The organism is Actinomadura sp. 21ATH (assembly GCF_041951345.1).
In the GTDB taxonomy this organism is placed as follows: domain Bacteria; phylum Actinomycetota; class Actinomycetes; order Streptosporangiales; family Streptosporangiaceae; genus Spirillospora.
The window spans coordinates 584,708-611,081 of record NZ_JBGNUR010000001.1 but is presented as its reverse complement, the minus strand read 5'-3'; the positions used below and the strand labels follow the sequence as shown (position 1 = coordinate 611,081).

General features: G+C 72.9%; 22 protein-coding genes. 13 read left to right on the top strand and 9 right to left on the bottom strand.

Going from position 1 to position 26,374, the window contains the following annotated elements:
• The first annotated feature begins 32 nt into the window (after positions 1 to 32).
• The 4 genes from ACA361_RS03035 (at position 33) to rfbD (ending at position 4,367) form a co-directional block, all read left to right on the top strand.
• Positions 33 to 1,295, top strand: coding sequence for a sulfate adenylyltransferase subunit 1 (locus ACA361_RS03035; protein WP_375010885.1), 1,263 nt, complete (start codon positions 33 to 35; stop codon positions 1,293 to 1,295).
• 177 nt (positions 1,296 to 1,472) lie between these two features.
• Positions 1,473 to 2,540 (top strand): glucose-1-phosphate thymidylyltransferase, encoded by a 1,068-nt coding sequence (locus ACA361_RS03030; RefSeq protein ID WP_375010213.1) that lies wholly within the window; start codon positions 1,473 to 1,475, stop codon positions 2,538 to 2,540.
• 10 nt (positions 2,541 to 2,550) lie between these two features.
• Positions 2,551 to 3,540, top strand: a complete 990-nt coding sequence (rfbB, locus tag ACA361_RS03025) for a dTDP-glucose 4,6-dehydratase (protein WP_375010212.1) — start codon at positions 2,551 to 2,553, stop codon at positions 3,538 to 3,540.
• Positions 3,537 to 4,367: a dTDP-4-dehydrorhamnose reductase gene (gene rfbD / locus ACA361_RS03020; RefSeq protein ID WP_375010211.1), complete on the top strand. Its 831-nt coding sequence runs from the start codon at positions 3,537 to 3,539 to the stop codon at positions 4,365 to 4,367. Before rfbB ends, rfbD begins: the two co-directional genes overlap by 4 nt.
• A 1-nt stretch (position 4,368) precedes the next feature.
• Here rfbD and ACA361_RS03015 read toward each other — a convergent pair whose 3' ends face one another.
• Positions 4,369 to 5,133, bottom strand: a complete 765-nt coding sequence (locus ACA361_RS03015; protein WP_375010210.1) for an SDR family oxidoreductase — start codon at positions 5,131 to 5,133, stop codon at positions 4,369 to 4,371.
• Between the two features lie 81 nt (positions 5,134 to 5,214).
• On the opposite strand from ACA361_RS03015, the gene ACA361_RS03010 reads away from it, so the two are divergent.
• Entirely contained in the window at positions 5,215 to 5,820 is a 606-nt protein-coding gene (locus tag ACA361_RS03010) for a TetR/AcrR family transcriptional regulator (RefSeq protein WP_375010209.1), read from the top strand.
• Here the strand turns inward: ACA361_RS03010 and rfbC are convergent.
• From rfbC to ACA361_RS02990, 4 genes are all read right to left on the bottom strand, one after another.
• Positions 5,808 to 6,389 carry a dTDP-4-dehydrorhamnose 3,5-epimerase gene (gene rfbC, locus ACA361_RS03005; protein ID WP_375010208.1) on the bottom strand — a complete coding sequence of 194 codons (582 nt, stop codon included), beginning with the start codon at positions 6,387 to 6,389 and terminating at the stop codon, positions 5,808 to 5,810. The genes ACA361_RS03010 and rfbC overlap by 13 nt on opposite strands.
• Positions 6,390 to 6,394: 5 nt before the next feature.
• Positions 6,395 to 7,690: an O-antigen ligase family protein gene (locus ACA361_RS03000; protein WP_375010207.1), complete on the bottom strand. Its 1,296-nt coding sequence runs from the start codon at positions 7,688 to 7,690 to the stop codon at positions 6,395 to 6,397.
• A gap of 39 nt (positions 7,691 to 7,729) precedes the next feature.
• Positions 7,730 to 9,556 (bottom strand): nitrous oxide reductase family maturation protein NosD, encoded by a 1,827-nt coding sequence (locus ACA361_RS02995; protein ID WP_375010206.1) that lies wholly within the window; start codon positions 9,554 to 9,556, stop codon positions 7,730 to 7,732.
• A 144-nt stretch (positions 9,557 to 9,700) separates the two neighbouring features.
• The gene (locus ACA361_RS02990) at positions 9,701 to 10,309 is read right to left on the bottom strand and encodes a hypothetical protein (RefSeq protein ID WP_375010205.1); all 609 of its coding nucleotides are present in this window, start codon (positions 10,307 to 10,309) and stop codon (positions 9,701 to 9,703) included.
• Positions 10,310 to 10,551: 242 nt separating this feature from the next.
• Between ACA361_RS02990 and ACA361_RS02985 the strand changes: the two genes are divergently transcribed.
• Together ACA361_RS02985 and ACA361_RS02980 are read left to right on the top strand one after the other, a co-directional pair.
• Positions 10,552 to 13,734, top strand: a complete 3,183-nt coding sequence (locus ACA361_RS02985) for a LamG-like jellyroll fold domain-containing protein (RefSeq protein ID WP_375010204.1) — start codon at positions 10,552 to 10,554, stop codon at positions 13,732 to 13,734.
• A gap of 283 nt (positions 13,735 to 14,017) precedes the next feature.
• A complete protein-coding gene (locus tag ACA361_RS02980) occupies positions 14,018 to 15,571 on the top strand; it encodes a hypothetical protein (RefSeq protein WP_375010203.1) in 1,554 nt (517 codons plus the stop codon).
• A 136-nt stretch (positions 15,572 to 15,707) separates the two neighbouring features.
• Here ACA361_RS02980 and ACA361_RS02975 read toward each other — a convergent pair whose 3' ends face one another.
• Positions 15,708 to 16,841 (bottom strand): DUF1972 domain-containing protein, encoded by a 1,134-nt coding sequence (locus ACA361_RS02975; RefSeq protein ID WP_375010202.1) that lies wholly within the window; start codon positions 16,839 to 16,841, stop codon positions 15,708 to 15,710.
• A 170-nt stretch (positions 16,842 to 17,011) separates the two neighbouring features.
• Here ACA361_RS02975 and ACA361_RS02970 point away from each other — a divergent pair, with 170 nt between their 5' ends.
• From ACA361_RS02970 to ACA361_RS02960, 3 genes are read left to right on the top strand one after another with little or no spacing between them, the layout of a single operon-like run.
• Positions 17,012 to 18,184 (top strand): glycosyltransferase family 4 protein, encoded by a 1,173-nt coding sequence (locus tag ACA361_RS02970; protein ID WP_375010201.1) that lies wholly within the window; start codon positions 17,012 to 17,014, stop codon positions 18,182 to 18,184.
• Positions 18,181 to 19,692: a hypothetical protein gene (locus ACA361_RS02965; RefSeq protein ID WP_375010200.1), complete on the top strand. Its 1,512-nt coding sequence runs from the start codon at positions 18,181 to 18,183 to the stop codon at positions 19,690 to 19,692. Before ACA361_RS02970 ends, ACA361_RS02965 begins: the two co-directional genes overlap by 4 nt.
• A gap of 7 nt (positions 19,693 to 19,699) precedes the next feature.
• Positions 19,700 to 20,986 (top strand): lipopolysaccharide biosynthesis protein, encoded by a 1,287-nt coding sequence (locus tag ACA361_RS02960; RefSeq protein WP_375010199.1) that lies wholly within the window; start codon positions 19,700 to 19,702, stop codon positions 20,984 to 20,986.
• Positions 20,987 to 20,999: 13 nt separating this feature from the next.
• Here the strand turns inward: ACA361_RS02960 and ACA361_RS02955 are convergent, their stop codons facing one another.
• The 3 genes from ACA361_RS02955 to ACA361_RS02945 all read right to left on the bottom strand — a co-directional run bounded on the left by ACA361_RS02955 (position 21,000) and on the right by ACA361_RS02945 (position 24,465).
• On the bottom strand, positions 21,000 to 22,004 hold the full coding sequence (locus tag ACA361_RS02955; protein WP_375010198.1) for a sulfite exporter TauE/SafE family protein: 1,005 nt from the start codon (positions 22,002 to 22,004) through the stop codon (positions 21,000 to 21,002).
• A 67-nt stretch (positions 22,005 to 22,071) separates the two neighbouring features.
• The gene (cysC, locus tag ACA361_RS02950) at positions 22,072 to 23,541 is read right to left on the bottom strand and encodes an adenylyl-sulfate kinase (RefSeq protein ID WP_375010197.1); all 1,470 of its coding nucleotides are present in this window, start codon (positions 23,539 to 23,541) and stop codon (positions 22,072 to 22,074) included.
• Positions 23,542 to 23,667: 126 nt separating this feature from the next.
• Positions 23,668 to 24,465 carry a class I SAM-dependent methyltransferase gene (locus tag ACA361_RS02945; protein ID WP_375010196.1) on the bottom strand — a complete coding sequence of 266 codons (798 nt, stop codon included), beginning with the start codon at positions 24,463 to 24,465 and terminating at the stop codon, positions 23,668 to 23,670.
• Positions 24,466 to 24,695: 230 nt separating this feature from the next.
• Between ACA361_RS02945 and ACA361_RS02940 the strand changes: the two genes are divergently transcribed.
• The 3 genes from ACA361_RS02940 to ACA361_RS02930 are packed head-to-tail and all read left to right on the top strand — an operon-like array spanning position 24,696 to position 26,316.
• Entirely contained in the window at positions 24,696 to 25,124 is a 429-nt protein-coding gene (locus ACA361_RS02940) for an adenylyltransferase/cytidyltransferase family protein (RefSeq protein ID WP_375010195.1), read from the top strand.
• Positions 25,121 to 25,903, top strand: coding sequence for a CDP-alcohol phosphatidyltransferase family protein (locus ACA361_RS02935; protein WP_375010194.1), 783 nt, complete (start codon positions 25,121 to 25,123; stop codon positions 25,901 to 25,903). The genes ACA361_RS02940 and ACA361_RS02935 overlap by 4 nt, the downstream gene beginning before the upstream one ends.
• Entirely contained in the window at positions 25,900 to 26,316 is a 417-nt protein-coding gene (locus ACA361_RS02930; protein ID WP_375010193.1) for an adenylyltransferase/cytidyltransferase family protein, read from the top strand. The genes ACA361_RS02935 and ACA361_RS02930 overlap by 4 nt, the downstream gene beginning before the upstream one ends.
• Positions 26,317 to 26,374: the final 58 nt, after the last annotated feature.

Here is a 26,374-nt window from a genome sequence, read left to right as displayed (position 1 = left end):
TGTCCGTCTCGACGAGCACCACGGGCAAGCAGATGGACATCCTGCGGTTCGCCACCGCCGGCTCGGTGGACGACGGCAAGTCGACGCTGATCGGCCGGCTGCTGTTCGACTCCAAGTCGATCTTCGAGGACCAGCTGGAGTCGGTGGAGCGCACCAGCGCCGACCGCGGCGAGGACTACACCAACCTGGCGCTGCTCACCGACGGGCTGCGGGCCGAGCGCGAGCAGGGCATCACGATCGACGTGGCGTACCGCTACTTCGCGACGCCGCGGCGCAAGTTCATCATCGCCGACACCCCCGGGCACATCCAGTACACCCGGAACATGGTCACCGGCGCCTCCACCGCCGACCTGGCGATCATCCTGGTGGACGCGCGCAAGGGCATCCTTGAGCAGTCCCGGCGGCACGCGTTCCTGACCACGCTGCTGAAGGTCCCGCACCTGGTGGTGGCGGTCAACAAGATGGACCTGGTCGACTACGACCAGCGGCGGTTCGAGGACATCGTCGACGAGTTCACGAAGTTCGCGGCGAAGCTGGAGGTCTCCGACCTCACGTTCATCCCGATCTCGGCGCTGCACGGCGACAACGTGGTGGACCGCTCCCCGAACACCCCCTGGTACCAGGGCAGCTCGCTGCTGCACCACCTGGAGCACGTGCACATCGCCTCCGACCGCAACCTGATCGACGTGCGGTTCCCGGTGCAGTACGTGATCCGCCCGCACAAGTCGACGGACCCCGAGCTGCACGACTACCGCGGCTACGCGGGCCAGGTCGCGGGCGGCGTGCTCAAGCCGGGCGACGAGGTCGTGCACCTGCCGTCCGGGCTGACCACGACCATCACCCACATCGACGGGCCGAACGGGCCGGTCGAGGAGGCGTACCAGCCGATGTCGGTGACGCTGCGGCTGGCCGACGACATCGACATCTCCCGCGGCGACATGATCGCCCGGCCGAACAACCGGCCGGAGACCGCGCAGGACCTGGACGCGATGGTCTGCTGGATGACCCCCGACCGGCAGCTGACGCCGCGGATGAAGGTGGTCGTCAAGCACACCACCCGCACCGCGAAGGCCATGGTCAAGGACCTCCAGTACCGGCTGGACGTCAACACGCTGCACCGCGACGACTCGGCGGACGCGCTCGGCCTGAACGAGATCGGCCGGATCTCGCTGCGGGTCACCCAGCCGCTGTTCGTGGACGACTACGGCCGCAACCGGCTGACGGGCGGCTTCGTCCTCATCGACGAGGTCACCAACAACACCGTCGCGGCCGGGATGATCATCGGCGCGAAGTAGCGCCGCCGACACGGAGGGCGGGGACCGGTTCGCGCGCGGCGCGGGCCGGTCCCGGCCAACCCCGCGGGGGGACGAAGCCGCTGGAAGTGCCGGTAATGTCGATGTGTAACCCGACTTCCCGGCATCCCCTGGAGCCTCGTTGAGCCCGTACGTCCCCCCACCCCTCCGGCGCGCCGCGTGAAGGCGCTTGTGCTGGCGGGCGGTGCCGGGTCCCGGCTGCGCCCGATCACGCACACGTCGGCCAAGCAGCTGGTGCCGGTGGCCAACAAGCCGGTGCTGTTCTACGGCCTGGAGGCGATCCGGGACGCCGGGATCCGCGAGGTCGGGATCGTGGTCGGCGACACGGCGGCGGAGATCCGGCGGGCGGTCGGCGACGGGTCGGAGTTCGGCCTCCAGGTCACCTACCTGCCGCAGGACGCGCCGCGCGGGCTGGCGCACGCGGTGCTCATCGCCCGCGAGTTCCTCGGCGACGACGACTTCGTGATGTACCTGGGCGACAACTTCATCGTCGGCGGCATCAACGGGCTGGTCGAGCGGTTCCGGCGGGAGCGGCCGCAGGCGCAGATCATGCTGACGCGGGTGTCGGACCCGCGCGCGTTCGGCGTGGCCGAGCTGGACGCCGCCGGCCGCGTCGTCGGCCTGGAGGAGAAGCCCGCCGAGCCCAAGAGCGACCTCGCGCTCGTCGGCGTCTACCTGTTCAGCCCGGCCGTGCACGCGGCGGTCGCGGGGCTCAAGCCGTCCTGGCGGGACGAGCTGGAGATCACCGACGCGATCCAGTCGCTGCTGGACGAGGGCCACCGGGTCGAGTCGACGGTGATCTCGGGCTACTGGAAGGACACCGGCAACGTCACGGACATGCTGGAGGTCAACCGGCTCGTGCTGGAGAGCGTCGAACCGTCCGTCGAGGGCGACGTGGACGCGGCGTCCGAGCTGATCGGCCGGGTGGTGGTCGAGGCGGGCGCGTCCGTCGCCGGGTCCCGCATCGTCGGCCCGGCGATCATCGGGGCCGGGTCGGTCGTCCGCGACTCCTACGTCGGCCCGTTCACCTCCATCGACCGGGACTGCGCGGTCATCGACAGCGAGATCGAGTACTCGATCGTGCTGCGCGGCGCGTCCATCGACGGCGTGGGCCGCATCGAGGTCTCGCTCATCGGCCGGGAGGCCGAGGTCACCCCGGCGCCCCGCGTTCCGAAGGCCCACCGCCTCGTCCTGGGGGACCACAGCAAAGTGCAGATCAGCAAATGAGGGTCGGGGAATGAGAGTGCTGGTCGCCGGCGGGGCCGGCTTCATCGGGTCGCACTACGTCCGCGAGCTCGTCTCGGGCGGGTATCCGGCGTTCGCGGGCGCCGAGGTCACGGTGCTGGACAAGCTCACGTACGCGGGCGACCTCGCCAACCTGGAGCCGGTCGCGGGGAGGTTCGCGTTCGTGCACGGCGACGTCTGCAACGGCGAGCTGCTCGCGCACCTGGTGCCCGGCCACGACGTCGTGATCAACTTCGCGGCCGAGTCGCACGTGGACCGCTCGATCGCGAGCGCGGGCGAGTTCGTCCGGACGAACGTGCAGGGCGTGCAGGCGCTCATGCAGGCGTGCCTGGACGCCGGCACGCCGCGGATCGTGCAGGTCTCCACCGACGAGGTGTACGGCAGCATCGACACGGGCTCGTGGGACGAGGACGCGCCGCTGGCGCCGAACTCGCCGTACTCGGCGGCCAAGGCGGGCGGCGACATGATCGCGCGCGCTTACGCCCGCACGCACGGCCTGCCGGTCAGCATCACGCGCTGCGGCAACAACTACGGGCCGTACCAGTTCCCCGAGAAGGTCATCCCGCTGTTCGCCACCAACCTGATGGACGGCCGCACGGTCCCGCTGTACGGGGACGGCGGCAACGTCCGCGACTGGATCCACGTGGCCGACCACTGCCGCGGCATCCAGCTCGTCGCCGAGCGCGCCGACCGGGCGGAGCCGGGCGAGGTGTTCCACATCGCGGGGACGGCCGAGCTGACCAACCTGGAGCTCACCCGGCGCCTCCTCGACGCGCTGGGCGCCGGCTGGGACCGGGTGGAGCGGGTCGCCGACCGCAAGGGCCACGACCGCCGCTACTCGCTCGACGACGCCAAGCTGCGCGGGCTCGGGTACGCGCCGACGATCGGGTTCGAGGAGGGGCTGGCGGCGACCGTCCGCTGGTACGAGGAGAACCGCGACTGGTGGGAGCCGCTCAAGAAGCGCGCGGAGGACGCCCGGTGACCTGGCTCGTCACCGGTGCCGGCGGGATGCTCGGCACCGACCTGGCCGCGCGCCTGCCCGGCGCCGCGGCGCTCGGCCGTTCCGATCTCGACCTGCTCGACCCGGACGCCGTCCGCGCCGCGCTGCGCGAGCACCGCCCGTCCACGGTCGTGAACTGCGCCGCCTGGACCGCCGTCGACGACGCCGAGGCGGACGAGGACGGCGCGCTGGCCGTCAACGGCACGGCCGTGGAGACGCTGGCGGGCGCGTGCGCGGAGATCGGCGCCCGGCTCGTCCAGATCTCCACCGACTACGTCTTCGACGGCCGCGGCGACCGCCCGTACGCCGAGGACGCCCCCGCGAACCCGGTGAACGCCTACGGGCGCACCAAGCTCGCGGGGGAGCGGGCGGCGGCGAAGGCGGGCGCGTACATCGTCCGTACGGCCTGGCTGTACGGCGCGCACGGCCCCAACTTCGTCCGGACGATGACGCGGCTGGCCGCCGAGCGCGACACCGTGAGCGTCGTCGACGACCAGCTCGGCCAGCCCACCTGGACGGGCGACCTGGCCGACCGGATCATCGCGCTGGTGGAGTCCGGGGCGCCGGCCGGGATCTACCACGGGACGAGCGCGGGCCAGGTCACCTGGTACGGCCTGACCCGCGAGATCTTCATCCTGCTCGGCCTGGACCCGGCCCGGGTCCGCCCCGTCACGAGCGCCGAGTTCCCGCGTCCGGCGCCGCGCCCCGCGTACAGCGTGCTGGGCCACGACGGCTGGGCCGCCGCCGGCCTGCCGCCCATGCGCGGCTGGCGCGAGGCCCTCCACGCGGCCTGGCCCACCCTGCGTTGACTCAGGCGGCCGGGGCGAGGCCGAGCAGGGAGCCGCCGGTGGCGTCGATCCGCTGGCCGGTGACCCAGCCCGCGTCGTCCGAGGCGAGGAACGCCACGATCCCGGCGAGGTCGGCGGGCTGGCCGACCCGGTCGAACACCGAGTACGCCGCGGCCTCCGCGCGCGCCGCCGGGTCGGCGAGCCAGGCGTTCATGTCGGTCTCGACGATGCCGGGCGCGACGCTGTTGACGGTGATGCCGCGCGGCCCGAGCTGCTGCGCCAGGGAGAGCGTCATCGCCTCCAGCGCGCCCTTCGTCATCGCGTAGGCGCCGATCCCCGGCATCGCGATGCGGGTCGCCCCGGTGGACACGTTGACGATCCGGCCGCCGTCGCGCAGCCGTTCCAGGCCGTGCTTGACGATGAAGAACGGCGCCTTGGCGTTGACCGCGAAGACCCGGTCGTAGTCCTCCTCGGTGACGTTCTCGATGGTTTCGTAGAGGGTGATCCCGGCGTTGTTGACCAGGATGTCCAGCCCGTCCGCGTCGCGGTCGAAGGCGGCCCACAGCGCCTCGGCGTCGCCGGGGACGCCCAGCTCCGCGCGGAGCGCGAACGCCCGGCCGCCCGCCGCCTCGATCTCCGTGACGGTCTCCTTGGCGGCCGTCTCGTTGCCGCCGTAGTGCACCGCCACGCGCGCGCCGTCGGCTCCCAGCCGCAGTGCGATGCCCCGCCCGATGCCCCGGCTGCCGCCCGTGACCAGCGCGGTCTTCCCGTCCAGCCGTCCGCTCATGATCGCTCACACCTTTCTCTAGTGATCGTTACGGAAAGGGACCGTAGCACATTATCTAGCGAGCGCTATAGAATCGGGTCCATGGTGGCGAAGCAGCGCGGGCGGCCCCGGTCGTTCGACCGGGAGGAGGCCCTGGAGCAGGCCATGCTGCTGTTCTGGACGCACGGGTACGACGCGACCTCGGTCGCCGACCTCACCCGGGCGATGGGCATCGGCGCGCCCAGCCTGTACGCGGCGTTCGGCGACAAGCGGGCGCTGTTCGAGGAGGTCGTCCGCCACTACGGCGCCCGGCACGGCGACTTCGTGGGCCGCGCGCTGGCGGAGGAGCCGACCGCCCGGCGCGCGGTGGAGCGGATCCTGCGCGAGGCGGCGGCCGATTACACCCGCCCCGGCCTGCCCCGCGGCTGCCTGGTGATCTCCGCGGCCACCAACTGCGCGCCCGCGTCCGCGGAGGTGGAGGAGCACCTGCGGGGGCTGCGCAACCGCAACGTCCGCGCGATCGAGAGCCTGATCGAGGCCGACGTGGCGGCCGGCGTGCTCCCCGCGGGCACCGACGCGCGCATGCTCGCCCGGTTCAGCGGCGGCATGCTCCAGGGGCTGTCACAGCAGGCCCGCGACGGCGCGACGCGCGCCGAGCTGGAGGCGGTCGCCGAGACGGCGATGCGGGCCTGGCCTCAGGAGGCGTAGAAGTCCAGGCAGTCCTGGTAAGAGGGCAGCAGGCCGGACCTCCCGGCCTCGGCCAGCGACGGCGCGGCGGCGTCCTTGGGGGACAGCACGGGCTCGACGCCCTCCGGCCACGCGATGCCCAGGTCCGGGTCCAGCGGGTGGACGCCGTGCTCGCGCGCGGGCGCGTACGGCTCCGAGCAGAGGTAGACCACCATCGTGTCGTCGGCCAGCGCCATGAACGCGTGGCCGAGGCCCTCCGCGATGTACAGGCAGCGGCGGTTCTCCGGGTCCAGCCGGACGGCCTCGTGCCTCCCGAACGTGGGGGAACCGACGCGGATGTCGACGACCACGTCCAGGATGGCGCCGCGCACGCACGTCACGTACTTCGCCTGGCTCGGCGGCACGTCGGCGAAGTGGATCCCGCGCAGGGTGCCCCTGGAGGAGACCGAGCAGTTCGCCTGGGCGAGCGAGAACGCGTGGCCCGTCCCCTCCAGCAGGTCCGTGCGGAACCACTCGTGGAACGAGCCTCGGTCGTCGCCGTGCACGCGCGGGGTGAAGACGTAGGCGCCTTCGATGCTCAGGGGGTCCACGCGGGTCAGCTTAGAGCGTGCCGGGGGATGGGATCGCCGCCCTGGCGGCGCAGCACCTCGGTCCAGCAGACCAGGATCATCAGCCAGATGCCCGAGACGTTGGCGGGGGCGGCCAGGTACTCGGTGGTGATGCTGTTCACCACGAAGAACGCCAGGATGCCCAGCAGCATGCCGGCGTCGGTGCGGAGCGTGCGCTGCCGCGCCATCAGCAGCAGCACGAAGGCCAGCGTGAGCAGCAGCACGATGAAGATCGCCGCGCCGACCGTCCCGTTGTCGACCATCGCGTTCACGAACGCGTTGTGCGCGCCGCCGAGGCCGATGTCGTCCAGGAAGATGCCGCGCGAGGCGCCCAGGCCGTGCCCGAACAGCGGCTCCTCCCGGTACGCCTGCATGGCGAACGTCCACAGCTCGGTACGGGAGTTGAGCGAGGCCACCTTCGCGGCCGTCTCGCCGCGCGCCACGAACGCGAGGATCTTCTCCGAGAACGCCAGCACGGCCACGGTGGCGACGGCGGCGCCCAGCACCATGACGTCGACCCGGCCGCGCGGCCCGCGCGAGGTGGCGAGCAGGACGACCAGCCCGACCGCGCACCCGGCCGCCGCCCCGCGGGTCCCGGTGGCCACCAGCGCCCCGGTGAGGACCGCCATGGCGCCGAGGTAGGTCACGGGATGCCAGAGCCGGTGCTCGGGCCGCTCCATCCGGATCAGGTAGCTCGTCGTCAGCAGGATGCCGACCGCCAGGTACACGCCGGCGACGACCGGGTGCACGAACAGCCAGTTGAACCGGTCCTCGGTACGGGACGTCCGCGGGAACGGGTGCGCGACGCCGATCGCGACCGAGACCAGCACGATCGCGATGAACGCGTGCGCCAGCCGGTGCAGGTCGCGCGGCTCGGCCCGCCTGGCGAGCGTGAACGCCAGGCACATGGTGATCAGCAGCTGGACGCCGCGGACCGCGCCGAGCGACATGAACGGCGACCACAGCGCGGACATCGCCACGTACCCGGCCCAGGCCCACGCCGCCAGCAGCAGCCCGGTGGTGGGCCGGGACGGGGCACGCAGCCCGAACCGGTAGTAGAGGTAGAGCGCCGCGAAGCCGTACACGCCGATCTCGACCAGCACGGTCAGGTCGGCGCTGCCGCCCACGGCCTGGTCCACCTCGCGGCTGCGCAGCTTGTAGTCGCTGGACAGCATGAGGGCCAGCGGCAGCACGACGCTCCACCAGCCGGCCGACGGCACGGCCGGGCGGAGGCGGTGCCGGGGGAGGAGCGTCGGGCGCGGGAAGCGGCCCGTCGACGTCATGGGGCTAAGGATACGGGCGGCCGGGAGTCCTGTTCGTGGCTATACGACCTTGATGTTCCAGGTGCCCATGTGGCGGACGCCGCCCTTCTTGCCGAGCAGCTTCGCGATGGGCTCCGGGAGCGGCCGGGCGGCGCGGGCCGCCTCGGCGGCGGCCTTGCGGCCGAGGGCGCCGTCCTTGCCGACCGCGTCGGCGGAGTCGTACGCCAGCCCGTTGCCCTCCTGGCCGGTCTTCGCCTTGAACGCGGCGAGGTCGCCGAGCCGGTGCGGCTCGCCCTCGCCCCGCGACCAGACCGCGAGGTGCTCGGGCGATCCGGAGTCGGGCCGGGCGTAGAGGTTGCCGTCGACCTTGATCTTCATGTCGCCGCCGGACCGCTCATGGGTGTGATCCTCGACGCAGAGGAGGCACGGCGCGCCGTCCCTGGCGTCGGCGAGCACGTTGCTGCTCACCGTGATCTCGCCGAGCTTCCAGGTCATGGTGGGGTCGGGGAACGGCTGCCGCGGGTCGCGGCCGGGCGTGTTCGGCTTGTCGGGGCTGCGGTCGTCCTGGACGAGGTGGACGGTGCGGCCGTTTCCGGCCAGCGTGTTGTTCCAGATCCGCACCCCGGCGGTGTTGTTGATCTTCATTCCGTCGCCGCCGTTGCCCCGGATCAGGTTGCCCGCCACCACGGCCTTCGCGCTCAGCTCCAGCACGACGGCGTGGCCGGCGTTGTTCAGGATCCGGTTGCCGGCGACCGTGGTGTCGTGGACGGACTCGTCCAGCCAGACGCCCTTGCCGCGGTTGCCGTCCAGGACGCTGCGGGTCACCGAGACCGTCCGGGACCGGGTGATCTTGATGCCGCCGGAGACCGGGGACTGCTTGAACCGCTCGGTGTTGTTGCCGGTCGAGCGGGCCAGCTCGATCCGCAGGTCGTCGGCGTGGTTGGCGTGGATGCCGAGCAGGCCGTTGCGCGCCGTGGTGACCTGCCGGATCCGCGCGCGCTTGCCCAGCACGCTGAGGCCCTGCGTGGCCGAGTCGGTGACCGCGACGTTCTCCACGGTCACCCGGTCGGCGACGGCCTTCACCGTGCCGAGCTCGGGCAGCGAGGTGGCGTACCGGCGCACCCCGATCCCGCGCAGCGTCGACCCGGCGCCGCGGATGGTGATCGCCTCGCCGAGCGTCGAGGCGCGCACCCTGCGGCCGCCGGGGTCGGAGCCGAGGTAGAGCCGGTCGCCCTTCTCGTCGACGTAGAACGTGCCCTCCTCCACCTGGTCCCGCTTCTGGACCTGGCGCTGCGGCCGCCCGTCGATCCACACCTGGTCGGGATGGGCGGCCATCGGGTACTTCGGGTCGACGAACTGGAAGTCGGGATCGCTGTTCTGCGGCGAGCCCTTGGAGTAGGTCGGGCTGTGGTCGAACCTGTACGTCCACCCGCGCTTGACCCACGCGCCGTCCGCGCGCTCCCACCCGTCGACGGCGGAGCTGCCGTCGAACCAGACCGGCTCGCCGGGGTGGGCCTGGATCGTCAGCCGCTTGCCCGCGGGCACCGTGACCGACTCGTGGTACGTCCCGGCGCGCAGCACGATCGTGTCGCCGTCGCGGGCCTTGGCGATGGCCTTGGCCACCGTCCGCACCGGCTTGGCCGCGGAGCCGGGGGACGCGTCGTCCCCCGACGGCGCGACGATGACGGCCGCGTCCGGGATCTTGTAGCTGGTGGCCCCCATCGTCAGCGCGCCGGGCGGGCCGGTCACCTCGACGGGAAGCGGGGCCTCCTCCCCTCGCTGGGGAAGCTGCCAGGCCAGCAGGCCGGCGGCGGCTGCCACGGGCAGTGCCACCAGGCCGGCGGTCAGCGAACGGCGGGCGGCGGGCCGCGAACCGGAAGACGCCATGACGAAATCCCTTTACCCCCGGGGGACACGATGGTCAATACCTGCCCGCAGGGGCCTCACCGGACGCGCGAAGTCACCGCTCTCTCATGGTGAGGAGACGGTGAGGTCACTGATCGGCGGGTTCCCCTGCCCTGACCCGGGCGGCTACTGCTTCAGGGATCCGGCGAAGACGGCGGTCTTGTGCTTGTCGTCGAAGTTCACGCCCAGCACCACGTTCTTGTAGCCCTCGGGCGGCAGGTCGAAGGCGTAGGACGCGGACCGGTGCGCGCCGGGGGCGACCGTGCCGTGGAAGTCGTTGAAGTCGGCGTACGACGTCGGGCTGGCCTCGGTGCGGGCGCTGCCGTACTTGGCGACCACCTTCACCTTGTTGAGGTCCAGCGGCTGCGCGGACCCGTTGGTGAAGCGCAGCGTGAAGATGGTGAGGGTGTTGCCGGTCAGCTCGCCGGGGCCCTTGGCCTGGTTCTTCACGTACCGGATGTCGTTGATGGCGATGGTGATCTTGTCGTCGTAGGTGACCGGCTTGCGCAGTCCCGCCGTCGTCGAGCCGAACGTCTTGGACCCGGGCGCCGCGGTCGCCTGCTCCTGCGGCTGCTCGCTGGCGGGCGGCGGCTTCGGCCCGGCGGCGGGCTTCTCGTCGTCGCCCGAGCAGCCCGTCAGCGCCAGCGCGAGCGCCACCACCGGCGCCAGGGCGAGCGTCGCGCCCCGGCCCGCCGGACGCGGGGAAAGGGACGAGCGCGATCCCGAGAGGGGCATGCGGATATCTCCTCGATCTTCGTCGGCAGGGGCCGGCGTGCCGGGGGCGGGGGACCGGAAGTGCCGGTAGTGGCCACCAGTGTAGACAGTGATCCGGCTAGTCTAATTTCTACTTTTTGTCTCTTTTGATGGACAGGGGACTCCATCCGGTGAAAGTTCTTTCTACCGCGCGGCCCGGCCTGAGACGGGCCGTTCTGGCCATCGCGGCGGCTTTCTCGACGGTTTCGCTCTCGGTGGTCGCGGTGGGCACGGCTCCCGCCGGGCCCGCGGCGGCCGACACCGCGCCGCCGCAGGGCACGCCGCCGACCGTTTCCGCGGACCCGCTTCCGACCTGGCAGGTGAACGGCGTCGTGTGGAGCATGACGACCGTCGGGAACACCGTCTACGCGACCGGCAACTTCACCAAGGCGCGCCCGCCGGGCACCGCCGCCGGCTCGGCGCAGGAGGTGGACCGGCAGAACATCCTGGCGTTCGACATCCGCACCGGCGACCTCGTCGAGTCGTTCGACCACTCGCTCAACGGCCAGGGCCTGCGCATCGTCGCCTCGCCGGACGGGAGCCGCGTCTACGTCGGCGGCGAGTTCACCACGGTGGACGGCCAGCCGCGCAGCCGGATCGCGGCGTTCAACACCGCGACCGGCGCGCTCGACCCGAACTTCGCCCCGACCGTGTCGAACAAGATCCGCGCCATCGCGGCGACGGACACGACCGTGTACTTCGGCGGCAACTTCTTCAACGTCAACGGCAAGTCGCGCACCCGGCTCGCGGCCGTGAAGGCGTCCGACGGCACCAACATCGACACCTGGAAGCCGACCGCCGACGACGACGAGGTCTTCGCGATGGCGATGGCCCCGGGGAACCAGCGGGTGCTGGTCGGCGGGCGGTTCCAGACGCTGAACGCCACCGCCAAGGTCGGCATCGGCGCGATCGACGCCACCACCGGCGCGCTGGCGCCCTGGAGCAGCCGGCCGATCCCGAGCAAGTCCGGGACCCGCTACTCCTACGTCACCGACCTGCACGTCCAGGGCGACACCGTGTTCGCCTCCGCCAACGGCGAGGGCTTCCACGTCTTCGACGGCCGGTTCGCGGCCAAGGCCGAGACGGGCGACCTGGTGTGGCTCGACAACTGCTACGGCGCCAGCTACGGCATCTTCGCCCAGGGCCAGTCGGTCTACAGCGTCTCGCACGCCCACGACTGCTCCTCGCTCGGCGCGTTCCCGGAGACCACCCCGCAGAGCTGGCAGCGCGCGCTGGCCGAGACGGCGTACCCCACCGGCACCGACCAGGCGCCCCCCGGGACGGGCAGCAACTACAGCGGCCAGCCGATCCCGAGCCTGCTGCACTGGTACCCGACGGTCGCCATGGGCACGTTCACCGGGCAGAACCAGGCGGCCTGGGCCGTCACCGGGAACTCCGACTACATCGCCCTCGGCGGCGAGTTCCCGCGCGTGAACGGGACGAACCAGCAGGGCCTCGTCCGGTTCGGCGTCAAGGACAAGGCGCCCAACGACGAGGGCCCGCAGGCGTCGGACCTCGGCACGCCGGCCGCCGAGGGGATCTCCGGCGGCAAGGTCCGGGTGAGCGTGACCACCACCTGGGACATGGACAACGAGAACCTCACCTACGAGCTGCTCCGCGACGGCGGGACGGAGCCCGTCGGCACCGCGCAGAAGGGCGCCACGTTCTGGAAGAAGCCGAAGGTGACGCTGTTCGACTCCACGGCCGAGCCGGGGTCCTCGCACACGTACCGGGTGCGGGTGAAGGACGCCTTCGGCAACGCCGTCACCAGCGCGGCCTCCAACGCGGCCACGCCCGGCGGCGGCTCGACGTCCGGGCCGTACGGCGGGCTCGTCACCGGTGACGGCGCGGACGCGTACTGGCGGCTCGGCGAGAGCGGCGGCACCGCGTACGACAACGCCGGCACCAACGACCTCACCGTGGGGTCGGGCGTGACCCGCAACCAGGCGGGCGCGATCGCGAACGACCCCGACAAGGCGATCACGTTCAACGGCACCTCCTCGGGGACGGCGGGCAGCGGCACGGCGCCGATGCCCGGCGACTTCAGCCTCGAGGCGTGGGTGAAGACGGCCAGCGGCAGCGGCGGCAAGATCGTCGGGTACGGCAACCAGGCGACCGGCGGCAGCACCAAGTACGACCGTCAGCTGTACATGACCAACGACGGGCGCGTCGTGTTCGGCGTCTACCCGGGCGCCGTGAAGACGATCCAGAGCGGCGCCGGGCTGAACGACGGCCAGTGGCACCACGTCGTCGGCACGCTGGACGGCACCGGCGGCATGAAGCTGTACGTGGACGGCCGGCAGGTGGCCGCCGACGCGAGCGTCAAGGGCGCCGAGACCAGCTACACGGGCCACTGGCGCGTGGGCGGCGACAACCTCTCCGGCTGGCCGAGCAGGCCGTCCAGCGACTACCTGAACGGAACGCTGGACGAGGTGGCCGTCTACCCGCGCGCGCTCGCCGCGGCCCAGGTCACCGAGCACCACGGCGTCGGAGCCGGGACGGTCACCCCGAACCAGCCGCCGACCGCCGCGTTCACCGCGGACTGCGAGTGGCAGGAGTGCACGTTCGACGCCGCCGGCTCGGCCGACTCCGACGGGTCGATCGCGGGCTACGCGTGGGACTTCGGCGACGGCCGGAGCGGTACGGGCGCCACGCCGTCCCACACGTACGCCGAGGCCGGCCAGTACACGGTGAAGCTCACGGTCACCGACGACGACGGCGCGACCGCCGAGGTGACGCGCACGGTCACGGCCAGCACGCAGACGCTGGCGTCGGACGCGTTCGGCCGCACGGTCGCGAGCGGGTTCGGGACCGCCGACACCGGCGGCGCCTGGACGGCCGTCGGCAGCGCGGGCGCCACGTCCGTCTCCGGCGGCGCCGGGCGCATCGCGCTCGCCGATCCCGCCAAGAGCGGCGGCGCGTACCTCAAGGACGCCACCGCCCCGGGCGCCGACGTCTCCCTGAAGGTCACCACCGACAAGGAGGGCACCGGCAACGGCGTCTACTTCTGGATCGCCGGGCGGCGCGTCGAGGGCGAGGGCGAGTACCGGGCCCGGATCCGGCTGCGGCCGTCCGGGGTGGTCTCGCTCCAGCTCAGCCGCACCGACGCGGCCCAGGCCGAGACCGCCGTCACCGCCGAGCAGACCGTGGCGGGCCTGACGTACGCGCCCGGCCAGGCGCTGCGGATGCGCCTCCAGGTGACCGGCTCCGGCCCGACCACCCTGCGGGCCAAGGTCTGGGCGGACGGCGCCGCCGAGCCCGGCTGGCAGCTCAGCGGCACCGACACCACCGCCGGCCTCCAGGCCGCGGGCAGCGTCGGGCTGCGGAGCTACCTGGCGGGCAACGCCACCAATGCGCCTTTCGCGCTCACGGTGGACGATTTCACTGCGATCCGCGTCACAGGCTGATCTGATTCAGCGCCCCCGACGCGCGAAAGTGCCCCGAGGTTGTCATCCTCGGGGCACTTTCTTTTCCGGTGCCGGAATGGCGACACCGGTCACGATTTCATAAGGAGTGCACTACGGAACGCGAGACGCACTAGCATCGCCTAGCCAGCAGTGACCGTTGGGGTCACAGGGGGCTTATGAGCAGGGGAACCGATTCGTGAGAGCTCAAGCGCTTCCGCGCCCGAGGGCACGCCGGACCGGCCTGGCGGCCGCTACCGCTTCCATCGCACTCCTGGGCGCTTCCATGGTCCCGGCCGGGACGGCCGCGGCCGACACCGCCCCGGCGGAGGGCACGCCGCCGACCGTCTCGGCGGACCCGCTGCCGACGGTGCAGGTGAACGGCGTCGTGTGGAGCATGACGACCGTCGGGAACACCGTCTACGCGACCGGCAACTTCACCAAGGCGCGCCCGGCGGGCACCGCCCCGGGCAGCTCCAAGGAGGTGACCCGGAAGAACATCCTGGCCTTCGACATCAGGACCGGGAACCTCACCTCGTTCAACCACTCGCTGAACGGCCAGGGCCTGCGCATCGTGCGCTCCCCTGACGGCAAGCGCGTCTACGTCGGCGGCGAGTTCACCACCGTCGACGGCAAGGCGCACAGCCGCCTCGCCGCGTTCGACACCGCCACCGGCAAGCTCGTCACCGCGTTCAAGCCGAAGGTGTCCAACAAGGTGCGGGCCATCGCCGCGACCAACAAGTGGGTCTTCTTCGGCGGCAACTTCTTCAACGTCAACGGCAAGTCGCGCAACCGCATGGCCGCCGTGCTGGCCAGCAACGGCGCCGTCAGCGACAGCTGGAAGCCGACGGCCGACGACGAGGTCTTCGCGATGGCCATCTCCGGCTCGCGCGTGATCGTGGGCGGCCGGTTCCAGAAGCTGAACAACGCCGCCAAGGTCGGCGTCGGCGCCCTCAACGGCTCCACCGGCGCGTCGGTCCCGTGGAGCAGCCGGCCGATCCCGACCAGGCAGGGCAGCAAGTTCTCGTACGTGACCGACCTGACCGTCTCCGGCGACACGGTGTACGGCTCCGCCAACGGCGAGGGCTTCCACTGGTTCGACGGCCGGTTCGCCGCCAAGGCGGCCGACGGCGAGCTGGTGTGGCTCGACAACTGCTACGGCGCGAGCTACGGCGTCTTCGCCCAGGGCAAGTCGCTGTACAGCGTCTCGCACGCGCACGACTGCTCCTCGCTGGGCGCGTTCCCCGAGACCGACCCGCAGACCTGGCACCGCGCGCTGGCGGAGACCACCGCCGCCACCGGCAGGGACCAGGCCCCTCCCGGCAGCAACAGCAACTACCGCAGGCAGCCGGTGCCGAGCCTGCTGCACTGGTACCCGACGCTGGCGATGGGCACGTTCACCAAGCAGTACCAGGCCGCCTGGGCCGTGACCGGCAACTCGGAGTACGTCGCGATGGGCGGCGAGTTCCCGCGCGTCAACGGCGTCGCCCAGCAGGGCCTGGTGCGGTTCGCGACCAAGGCCAAGGCGCCCAACAAGTCCGGCCCGGTGAAGGCCGAGCTCGGCACCCCCAGGGCCAGCCGGAACATGGTCACGAAGAAGACCACCATCTCCTGGAAGGCCACCTGGGACATGGACAACGAGAACCTCACCTACGAGGTTCTCCGCGACAACGGCACCACCCCGATCGGGACGGTCAAGAAGAGCTCCAACTTCTGGACGAAGCCGACCCTCACGTTCGTCGACGAGAACGCCCCGGCGGGCCAGCACACGTACAAGATCCGTGTGAAGGACCCGTTCGGCATCGCCGTCACGAGCCCGGCGTCCAACTCGGTGGGCTGACCCGGTAGCGAGCACGTGAGAAGGGCCCCGGTGGGAGAACCACCGGGGCCCTTCGCGTTCCGTGGGGCCCCGCAGGACGGCCCCGTGGCCACAACCGGCCAGGCGCCGCCCGTAATGGACGGCGCCGTGACGAACGTCACTTCTTCGGGCGGACCGTCTTCCGGGTGAGGCGCCGGGCGCGGAGGTCCTCGCAGAGCCGCTCGTACGCGGTCGCGACGTCGTCCCAGACGTAGCGCTCGGCGGCCCGCTTGCGCGCCGCCTCGCCCCGGTCGGCCGCGCCCCCGGGGTCGGCCTCGGCCTCCTCGACCCGCCACGCCAGCGACTCGGCGTCGCCGAAGAACCGGCCCGCCTCCTCGCCCAGCACCTCCCGGTTGAAGTTCACGTCGTACGCGACCACCGACGCCCCGGCCCCCATCGCGCGCAGCAGCGAGGGGTTGGTGCCGCCGACCGAGTGGCCGTGCAGGTACGTCAGCGCGCCCGCGTACAGGGCGTCCAGCAGGTCCTGGTCCCACACGCCGCCGAGGAACCGGATCCGCGGGTCGTCGCCCGCCAGCTCCTTCAGCCGGGCCGTGTACTCGTCGTTGTACGGCGCCGAGCCGACCACGACCAGCGGCTTGGCGGCCTTGCTGCGGCGGTAGCCGTCGACCGCCAGGTGGACGTGGTTCTCCGGCTCGAACCGGGCCACGACGAGGTGGAACCCGCCCGGCTCGTACCCGGCCTCGGCCAGCTTCCCGGTGTCGGTCCGCTCCAGGATGGGCGCCCCGTACGGGATGAAGACCGAGTCGGCCCCGAACCGCTCGGTGTAGTAGTCCTGGATGCCGACGGCGTCGGAGATCAGCGCGTCCGACCAGCGCACCGCCAGGCTCTCGGCGGTCTGGTAGTAGCGCTTGCCCGCGCCGCTCCACTTGGTGCGCTTCCACTCCAGGCCGTCCACGTGGGTGGCGACCGGGATCCGCATCGTCCGCAGGACCGGCAGCAGCGGCGCGTTCGCGGCGTTGAACACCAGCGCCACGTCCGGCCCCTTGCGGGCCACCCGCTTCCCGGCGGCGTGGAGCACCGACAGCCCCGTGTGGGTCAGCGTCTCGGCGACCTTCTTCTTCAGCGCGGGCAGGTGCACCAGCCGCATCCCGAGGTACTCGCGCTCGGCGTGGCGCTCCCCGCGGCAGTAGACCGTCACCTCGTGCCCGGAGGCGGCGAGCCGCCGGCCGATCTCCTCGACCGCGGTCTCGAAACCGCCGTAGCGCGCCGGCACTCCGCGAGTGCCTACCATGGCGATGCGCACGTGACCCCCAGCCCTCCTGTTTGCACATCCATTGGGATTTTTCAGACCGCAACGCTAACCGGAACCGGTGTCAGGCGTCTTGACGGTTAAGGAGAGTTAATCTGAGGGTTGCGCGAAACTGGTAGCCAGGGTGTCTGGAATGCCAGAAGGAGAGTGAAGTGGGCGAACGAGAGCCGGGCTCCACCGTGGTATTGGCGCACCCGTCGCCCGACCTGTACGGCTCGGACCGGATGCTGGTCGAGTCGGTGCGGGCCCTGGTGCCGGCGCGCCGCGTGGTGGTCACGCTGCCCGCCGACGGCCCGCTGTCGCCGGTGCTCCGGGACGCCGGGGCGGAGGTCGTCATCCTGCCGGTGCCGGTGCTGCGCAAGGCGTACATGACGCCCTTCGGGCTGGTGCGGCTGGCGTTCGCCGCCGCCCGGGCGCTGCCGAAGGCGTGGCGGCTGCTGCGCCGCACCCGCGCCGAGGCGCTGTACGTGAACACCGTGACGATCCCGCTGTGGCTGGTGGCCGGGAGGCTGGCGCGCGTGCCGGCGCTGTGCCACGTCCACGAGGCCGAGGACGGCGTCCCCGGCCCGGTGCGCGCCGCGCTCGGCGCCCCGCTGCGGCTGGCCCGCACGATCGTCGTCAACAGCCGCGCCAGCGCCGCCGCGCTCGGCGGCCCCGGCCGCCGCAGCGAGATCATCTACAACGGGGTGGACGAGCCGCCGGAGGAGCCCGCCGAGCCGCGCGCCGAGCTCGCGCCGCCGGTGCGGATCGCGCTGGTCGGGCGGCTGTCCCCCCGCAAGGGATCCGACATCGCGGTCAAAGCGGCTGGATTGCTCCGCGCGCGGGGGTACGATGCGACGCTGACGCTGGTCGGCAGCGTCTTCCCCGGCTACGAGTGGTTCGAGGAGGAGCTGCGGGAGCTGGCCGGCGACGCGCTGCGGGACGGGAACGTCGTGCTCGCGGGCTTCCGGTCCTCGGTCTGGGAGTCGTTCGCCGAGGCGGACATCGCGATCGTGCCCTCGCGCGTCGAACCGTTCGGTAACGTCGCGGTGGAGGCGATGCTGGCCGGCCGGCCGGTGGTCGCCGCCGCCACGCAGGGCCTGGTGGAGATCGTCGCCGACGGCGAGAACGGCGTGCAGGTCGCGCCGGACGACCCGGAAGCCCTGGCCGACGGGATCGCCCGCCTGCTGGACGACTGGGACGGCGCGCTGGCGATGGCCAAGCGGGCCCGCGCGGACGCCGCCCGGCGGTTCGGCAAGGACCGCTACCACCGCGAGCTGCGGGAGGCCGTCCGTGCGCTCACCGATCCCGATGCCGTCTCCGTGAGGACTCAGAGCACCCGATGACAGCACAGACCCCCGCCACACCGGAGATCAGCCTGGTCGAGGCCGTCTGGCGCTACCGGCTGATGTCGCTCATCATCATCGCCGTGTCCGTCCTGCTGGCGGCCGGCGCGACCCAGCTGCTGTTCAGCAGCGTGCAGGCGACCGCGCGGTTCGCCGTCACCGACCCGACCAACGACAACAACGAGCTCGGGATGGGCGTGGTCTCCGGGCAGGGCTACGCCACCTACACCGCCCAGCGCGCCGCGTTCGCGAGCTCCACGCCGGTGCTGGCCCGCGCCGCCCAGATCGTCAAGGAGAAGGGCGGGCCGGCGCTGACCGGCGAGCAGCTGCGCGGGCGGGTGCAGACCTCCAGCAAGCCCGACGGCGGCGTGGTGATCGTGAACGCCACCGGCGACGACATGGCCTCGGCCGCCCGGGACGCCAACGCGGTCGTGCAGGCGTACCAGGAGGTCACGCTCAAGAGCACCACCGACAAGCTCGACAAGCAGCTCGCCGGCCTCCAGCAGGCCCAGCAGAAGCTCACCCAGCAGATGGAGCTGACCGCCCGGGGGACCCACAGCTACCGGCTGCTGACGAGCAGCATGACCAAGCTGCAGACCCAGACGAACAGCGTCACCACGGCGCGGGCCAACGCCAACGACGGCGTCCAGTTCGTCGACACCGCCGACGCCTCGGCGGCGTCGCCGAGCAAGCTGCCGCGCAACGCGGCCATCGGCCTGGCCATCGGCACGATCGTGGCGACCGTGGTGTCGTTCCTCCGGGCGGCCGGCCAGGCGGGCCGGCGGCGCCAGGAGGCGGCGGCCGCGGGCATGTCCGTGCAGGCCGGACCGGGGCTGGCCCCCGGCGGCGGGTACGGCTCGTTCGGCGAGCTGCCGCCCGGCCCGTACCAGGACGGCGACCCCCGGCTGGAGGTCGAGGCGGCCCCGGTCGCGCGGGCCGAGCTGCCGCGCCCGGCCGCGCCGCCGCGCCGCGCCCGGCCGCCGGAACGGCCCCGGCCGCCGGCCGCCGAGCCGCCCGTCGCCGGACCGCCCGCGCCCCCGTCCGGCGGCCGCTCGCGCGGCTCGCGCCGCAACGGCCGCGACGTTCCGCCCCCGGCGCCCGCCGCGCCGCCGGCCGGGCCGCCGGTGCCGTCCACCGAGTCGCTGCTCGACCGGGCCGAGTCCCTGCTGGAGCAGGGCGCCAGCGTGGCCAACGGGTCCGCGCCCGGCCGCGTGTCCGGCGCCAACGGCTCGTCCCCGTCCTCGCGGCCGGCCGGCGGCTCCCGTTCCAAGGGCACGCGGGCCAAGGGCGGTTCGCACGCCAAGGGCGGCGGCGACAAGGACATCCCGGTCGACCTGTCCCACCTGGGCGACCTGAACGGCGACCCGACCCGGACCGCCGAGGACAGCCTGATCGCCAAGGGCAAGGACGCGGCCTCGATCCTCAAGGACGTCAGCAAGGAGGCCGAGAAGGGCAAGGGCTCCGGCTCGGGCTCGTCGGGCCTCATGCGCTACGACATCGACAAGTGAGCCGCGCTTGAGTCTCGCTCGCAAGGCGGGGCGGCTGCTGTCCTCGGCGGGCGGCGCCGTCACCGTCCAGTTCGTCACGGCCGGCGGCAGCCTGGTGGTGCAGGCGCTGGCCGCCCGCGGGCTGGGCGCCCACGGGTACGGCGCGTACGCGCTGCTCGTCGCCGTGCTCGTGATGATCACCGCGGTGCAGACGAGCTGGGTCGGCGACACGCTGACGGTGTTCGACCGGTTCGATCCCCGCGTCCGCGGCGCCCTCATCCAGTCGGTGGCGGGAACGGTCGCGCTGGGCGCCGCGGTGGGCGCGGCCGTCGCCGTCGCGATGGGGCTGGCCGGGCCCGGCGGGATCGCCCTGTTCGCGTTCCTGGTGGCCCTGTGGCTGCTGAACGAGACGGGCCGGCGGGTCTTCACCGCCCGGATGGAGTTCTGGCGGCTGGCGCTGAACGACACCTGCTACCTGCTGGTGACGTTCGCGACGCTGGGCGTGGCGTTCGCCGTGGGCACGCCCGCCTCCGTCGAGCTGCTGCTCGCGGCGATGTGCATGGGCTGCGCGTCGTCGATCGTGCTGGCGGTGCTGCGGCTGCCGGCCGAGGAGTTCGCGCCGGCACCGCTGCGCGGCACGGCGTTCCGGGAGATCGCCGCGTTCGCGTGGTGGCGGTCGATCCAGGCCGCGATCCGGCCGAGCGCGCTGCTGGCCGCCCGCGTCATGATCGTCGCGTTCGCGTCGACCGCCGCGCTGGCCGGCGTCGAGGCGGCCCGCCTGCTGCTGGCCCCGGCCCTCACCTTCGTGAACGGCGCGGGCTGGTTCCTGCTCGGCGACTTCGCCAAGGCCGAGCGGGAGGGGCGGCCGATGCGGGCCCGCCAGGCCGTCCGCGCCTGCGGGCTGATGGCCGGGATCGCGCTGGTGATGAGCGTGCTCGGCATCGCGCTGGCGGGGTGGCTGGGCCCGGTGGTGACCGGCGGCTCGTTCGCGGTCGACGAGAAGGCCCTGGTCGGGTGGGGGATCTACGCGGTCTGCTTCGCCTGCACGCTGCCGCTGGCCAGCCTCGCCACGGCCCGCAAGCGGTCCCGCACGGTCTTCGCCATCCGCGCCGCCGAGGCCCTCACCGGGCTGGCGGTGCTGGCCGTCCTGCTGGCCGCGGATCCGCGCAACGCCGCGCTGGCGCCGTACTGCCTCGGCATCGGCGGGCTGGTCTCGGCGGCCCTGCTGTGGCGGATGCTGCGCCGCGGCGACCCGCCCCGCGGCGCGGCCGGGGCGCCCGCGGCCGTTCCGGAGGCCACCGCCGCGGCCCGCTGAGCGGCGGGCGGGGTCAGCCGCGCTGGCCGGCTGGCTCGCGGGACGGATCGTCGCCCGGCGGCTCCTCGCCGGCCGGCTCGCCGTCCCCCTTGAGCGTGACCGCGGGGAGGCCGTGGCGGTGCCGCAGGACCGCCCAGGTGACGGCCGCGGCGACGGCCAGGCCGATCAGCGTCCAGGCCAGCGCGGCGGCGCCGAAGCCGAACATCTTCAGCGCCGAGGCGACCAGCACGAACGCCAGGATGCGCCGGATCAGGCCGCCGGGCGCCCGGGAGGAGATCCGGGAGCCCAGGTAGACGCCGGGGATGGAGCCGGCCAGCAGCGCCGTCGTGACCTCCAGCTGGAAGTCGCCGAACAGCAGGTGGCCGATGGCGGCGGCGAACACCAGCGGCACGGCCTGCATCAGGTCGGTGCCGACGAGCTGGTTGGCCTTCAGCGTGGGGTAGAGGGCCAGCAGCGCGACGATGATGAGCGATCCCGAGCCCACCGAGGTGATCCCCACCACCAGGCCGCCCACGGCGCCGACGAGCGCGGTGGCGACCGGGCGGACGGTGACCTCGGGCGTCTCGGTGGCGGCCGGCTCGCCGCGCGCGACGGTCCGGCGGTCGGCGCCGGTGCGCCGGGCGGCGTGGTCCTTCAGCCCCTGGTACGCGCGCACCGCGAGCCCCGCGGCGGCGATCAGGAGCGCGACGCCCATCGCCTTCTCGATGACGCCCTGGACGTCCTCGCCCTGGCCCAGCGCCTTGGCGACCAGCACCCCGCAGAACGCGGCGGGCACCGATCCGACGCACAGCCACGCCACCAGCCGCATGTTGATCGTGCCCTGGCGGTAGTGGACGGCGCTGCCGACCGGCTTCATCACCGCCGCCGCGACCAGGTCGCTGGACACCGCGGCCAGCGGGCTGACGCCGAAGAACGTCACCAGCATCGGGGTCATCAGGGCGCCGCCGCCCATGCCGGTCAGCCCGACGACGATCGCGACCAGGAACGAGCCCAGCGCCATCGTCCAATCGAAGTCCATCGCCATGACCTACCGGGTATATCGGGAAAGTGCAGATGCCAGGGTACGAAACGTCCCGGGCACCCGGTCAGGCGGGTCGGATCCAGCCGCCGGCGGCCAGCAGCTCCAGCACCCGGCCCACGGCCTCGTCGGGCGTCATCTCCGACGTGTCGATGGCCAGGTCGGCGTCCTCGGGCTCCTCGTACGGGTCGGAGATCCCGGTGAACTCGGGGATGATCCCCGCCCGGGCCTTGGCGTACAGGCCCTTGCGGTCGCGGCGCTCGCACTCCTCCAGCGGCGTGGACACGTGCACCAGCACGAAGTCGCCCACCGCCGACACCATCCGGCGCACCTCGGCACGGGTCGCCGCGTACGGCGCGATCGGCGCGCAGATCGCGACCCCGCCGTGCCGGGTGACCTCGGCGGCCACGTACCCGATCCGGCGGATGTTGAGGTCGCGGTCGGCCTTGGAGAACGTCAGCCCGGCCGACAGCAGCCGCCGCACGACGTCGCCGTCCAGCAGCGAGACCGTCCGGCCGCCGCGCTCGATCAGCGCGTCGGACAGGCCGCGGGCGACGGTGGACTTGCCCGAGCCGGACAGGCCGGTGAAGAAGACCGTGATGCCGCGCCGGTGCTTGGGCGGGCGGGCCACGGCCAGCTCGGCGGCCACCGCCGGCGGCGTGAACCAGTCGGGCACCGGGTCGCCGCGGTCCAGCAGCTCGCCCAGCTGCTCGGGCGTCAGCTCGGCCTGCACGTGGTCCGGCTCGATCCGGGCGACCGGCCGCCACACCTCGACGTCCGCGTCGTACCCCCACGGCTCGGGCACCACGACCGGGATCGCCGTGCCCTCGACCTCCTCCTCGGCCAGCAGGTGCGTCGCGCCGTACGCGGCGGCGACGTGCGAGCGCAGCAGCAGGTCGCGCCGGTCGTCGTCGCGCCGGGGGAGCGGGACGGGGATGACCCGCGCCTCCTCCGGCAGCTCCTTGCGGACGGCGAGCAGCGCCCGCACCAGGGCCTCGTCGTGCTCGCCGCCCATCAGCGGCAGCACCAGCACCCGGGCGTCCAGCCGCTCGGCGACCTGCCGCAGCTGCCCGAGCTGCTTGCGGTGCAGCGGCTCGCGGGTCGCCACCGCCAGCACCGGGCCCGCGGCCGGCGGGCACTCGTCCGGCCGCCGCCGCAGCCCGTGGAACGGTCCGTGCGCGGGCGCGCGCAGGGCCTCCAGGGTCCCCGCCAGCCGCCATTCCTGCGAGGTCGGGTCCTGCCACGCCTCGCCGACGTCGAGCACGGCCAGCGGCACGCCCTCCGGGTCCTGCAGGACGACCCGCTCGTGAGCGGTGAGCTCCTTGGGCACGGCCAGCGTGACCGGCACCGGCCAGGGCGTGCCGTCCGCGAGCCGCCCGCCCGCGATGACCATCGCGGTGTCGAACGAGCCGAGGAACCCGGCCAGCGGGGCGTACACGCCCGCCAGCAGCAGCTCCAGGTCCGCGAGCTCGGTCGCGTCGGGCGTCCATGCGGGCAGGTCGCGCAGCGTGTCGGGAAGGCCGGACTCGGCGGTCACCGCGGTCTCCGATCCTGCCCGGGCTCGTTACCGGGCTGGTCCAGGTCAACAGGGGTTTCCGCAGAAAAATACCCAGCCCGGCGGGCTGCGCGCACCTCGGCACCCCCGGCGTGGCCGGACCGGGTCTCAGATCACCCGGGCGAAGCGGTTCTCGGGTTTGCGGATCACGAGCGTCACCTCGCTGTGGTCCGCGGTGAGGCGGCGCCGGCTCACCGCCGACACCAGCCGGCACAGGGCCCCCATGAGGCCGGATCCGGCGCCCAGCGCGTCCAGCGCGTCGCGGGAGGTGTACTCCTCGGCGATCACGAGGCCGCGCATCACGCAGTACCAGCGCATGCCCTGCCGGGACGCGACGCGCTCGTAAACCGCGGGCGGCGGCGGCACCGGCGGCCCGGCGGCGCCGGGCTCGATCCGGGCCAGGCCGCGCCACAGCGGGCGGCGCAGCCGGCGCGGCAGCCGGCGGTCGAGGAACCCGAACGCGGTGTCGCGGTCGCGCAGCCGGACCAGCAGCAGCCCGCCCGGCCGCAGCGCGGCCACGAACCGGTCGAGGACCAGCTCGGCGTGCGGCGCCCGCTCGATCAGGAACGGGGCGTGGACGACGTCGTACGCGCGCGGCGGCATCGGCACCGTGCGCAGGTCGCCGAGGTGGAAGGCGTCCAGGTCGGCGCGCTCGCGGGCGTGGGCGCGCAGCGCCGGATCGTCGAGGTCGACGCCGGTGGACCGGTGCTCGCGGGAGCCGAGGTCGAGGCCGCGGCCCCAGCCGCAGCCGGCCTCCAGGACGTGGATCTCCTGCAGCGGTCTCTCGTGTGCGTACCCGCGGGCCCGGGCGGAGAAGAGGTCGCCGACCTCCCCGGGCGGCGGAAGGCTCTCGCCGGCGTGTTCCTCCGCCGAACGGCGGGGGACTCCCTTGACCGAGCTGGTCATGAGACCCGCTCCTTTCCGGGTGGTGACGCACGGTTCTGACGTCCGCAACTCGCAGAGTAATCGTCCGACTGCGGAGTGTCCGCCATTTGTTCACTCTTGGCGAGTGTCGTGTCGCCGTCCGGACATGGCCTTCGCCGGTGAAGAGAAGCGTTACACCAGGTGAATCGAGAGCTGCTAACGTACGCCTGATTCACAGGTATGTCGGCCTTGGCTCGCTATCAGGGGGATGCATGCACGGGGTGGTCGGCTACTCGCCGGGGGTCTTCGACCTCTTCCATGTCGGGCATCTGGACCTGCTGCGCCGCGCCGCCGACCGCTGCGACCGGCTGGTCGCGGGCGTGCTGACCGACGAGCTGGCCGCGGAGCTGCACGGCGCCCGGCCGATCGTCCCGCTGATCGAGCGGATGGAGATCGTGCGGAACGTCCGGTACGTGGCCGAGGTGGTCGCGGTGGCCGAGCCCGGCCTGCGCGGCGCGCGCGAGTCGGTCGGCTTCGCGCGGCTGTTCACCGGGACCCCGGACGGTCCCGCCGCCGAGCGCGCTGAGGCGGAGCTGGCCGGCACCGGCGTGGCCGTGGTGAACTTCGCCGGCCTGGCCGAGACCGCGAGCCCGGTGCTGCGCGGCGCGCTGGAGTCGGGCCCCAGGACGTCGGTCGCGTGAGCGCCCCGTCCGGATTCCGCGAGGCGCTGGCCCGGCTCGCCTCGGCGCAGAAGACCGCCAAGGGCGCGCCCGCGTACTCGCGCTTCGTCAACCGCAAGCTCGGCCGGCTGCTGGCCGCCGTGGCGTACGTGGCCGGGCTGACCCCCAACGCGGTCACCGCGATCAGCGCCGCGTTCACCTTCACCGGCATCGCCCTGATCGCGCTGGTCGAGCCCGCCGTCTGGCTGGGCGTCGCCGTCTGCCTGGCGCTCGTCGTCGGGTACGCGTTCGACGCCGCGGACGGGCAGCTGGCCCGGCTCCGCGGCGGCGGCTCCAAGTCCGGCGAGTACCTCGACCACATGGTCGACAGCTGCAAGATCTCCGCGCTGCACCTGGCCGTGCTGATCTCCTGGTACCGGTTCGGCGACCTCGGGCACCACGCGTACCTGCTGATCCCGGTCGGGTTCACCGTGGTGGCCGCGGTGATGTTCTTCGGGATGATCCTCAAGGACCTGCTGGCCCGCGCGCACCGCGCCGCGACCGGCGCCCCCGCGCCGCCCGCCGTCGCGCCGTCCGCGATCCGCTCGCTGCTGGTGATCCCGACCGACTACGGGCTGCTGTGCGTGGCGTTCCTGCTGATCGGCGCCCCGGCGGTGTTCATGCCGCTGTACGCGCTGATCTTCGCGGGCAACCTGCTGTTCCTGCTGGCCGCCTCGGTGAAGTGGTTCCGCGAGGTCGGCGCGCTCGACGCGCCCGCCGCCGCGGCTCCCGCGCAGTCCCGGGAAGGCGCGTTCCGGTGACGCGGATCGTGGGGTACGTGCCCGGCGCGTACGACATGTTCCACATCGGGCACCTCAACATCCTGCGGCGGGCCGCCCAGGAGTGCGACCGGCTGATCGCGGGCGTGGTGACCGACGAGGTGCTGGAGCGGGCCAAGGGCCGCCCGCCGATCGTCCCACTGGCCGAGCGGCTGGCGATCGTCGGCAGCATGGACTGCGTGGACGAGGTCGTCACCGACGTCTCCAGCGACAAGGTCGTCATGTGGGAGCGGCTGGGCTTCGACGTGCTGTTCAAGGGCGACGACTGGAAGGGCACCGAGAAGGGCGACCGGCTGGAGGCCGACCTGGGCGCCCGAGGCGTGAGAGTCCACTACTTCCCCTACACGGTCCACACCTCCAGCACCGCCCTGCGCCGCCTGATCACCGGCACCTGACCGCGCCTCCGCGTTGACTCGTGGCGTGTCGCCCTCCGTGCCGGCACCCCGGAGGCGG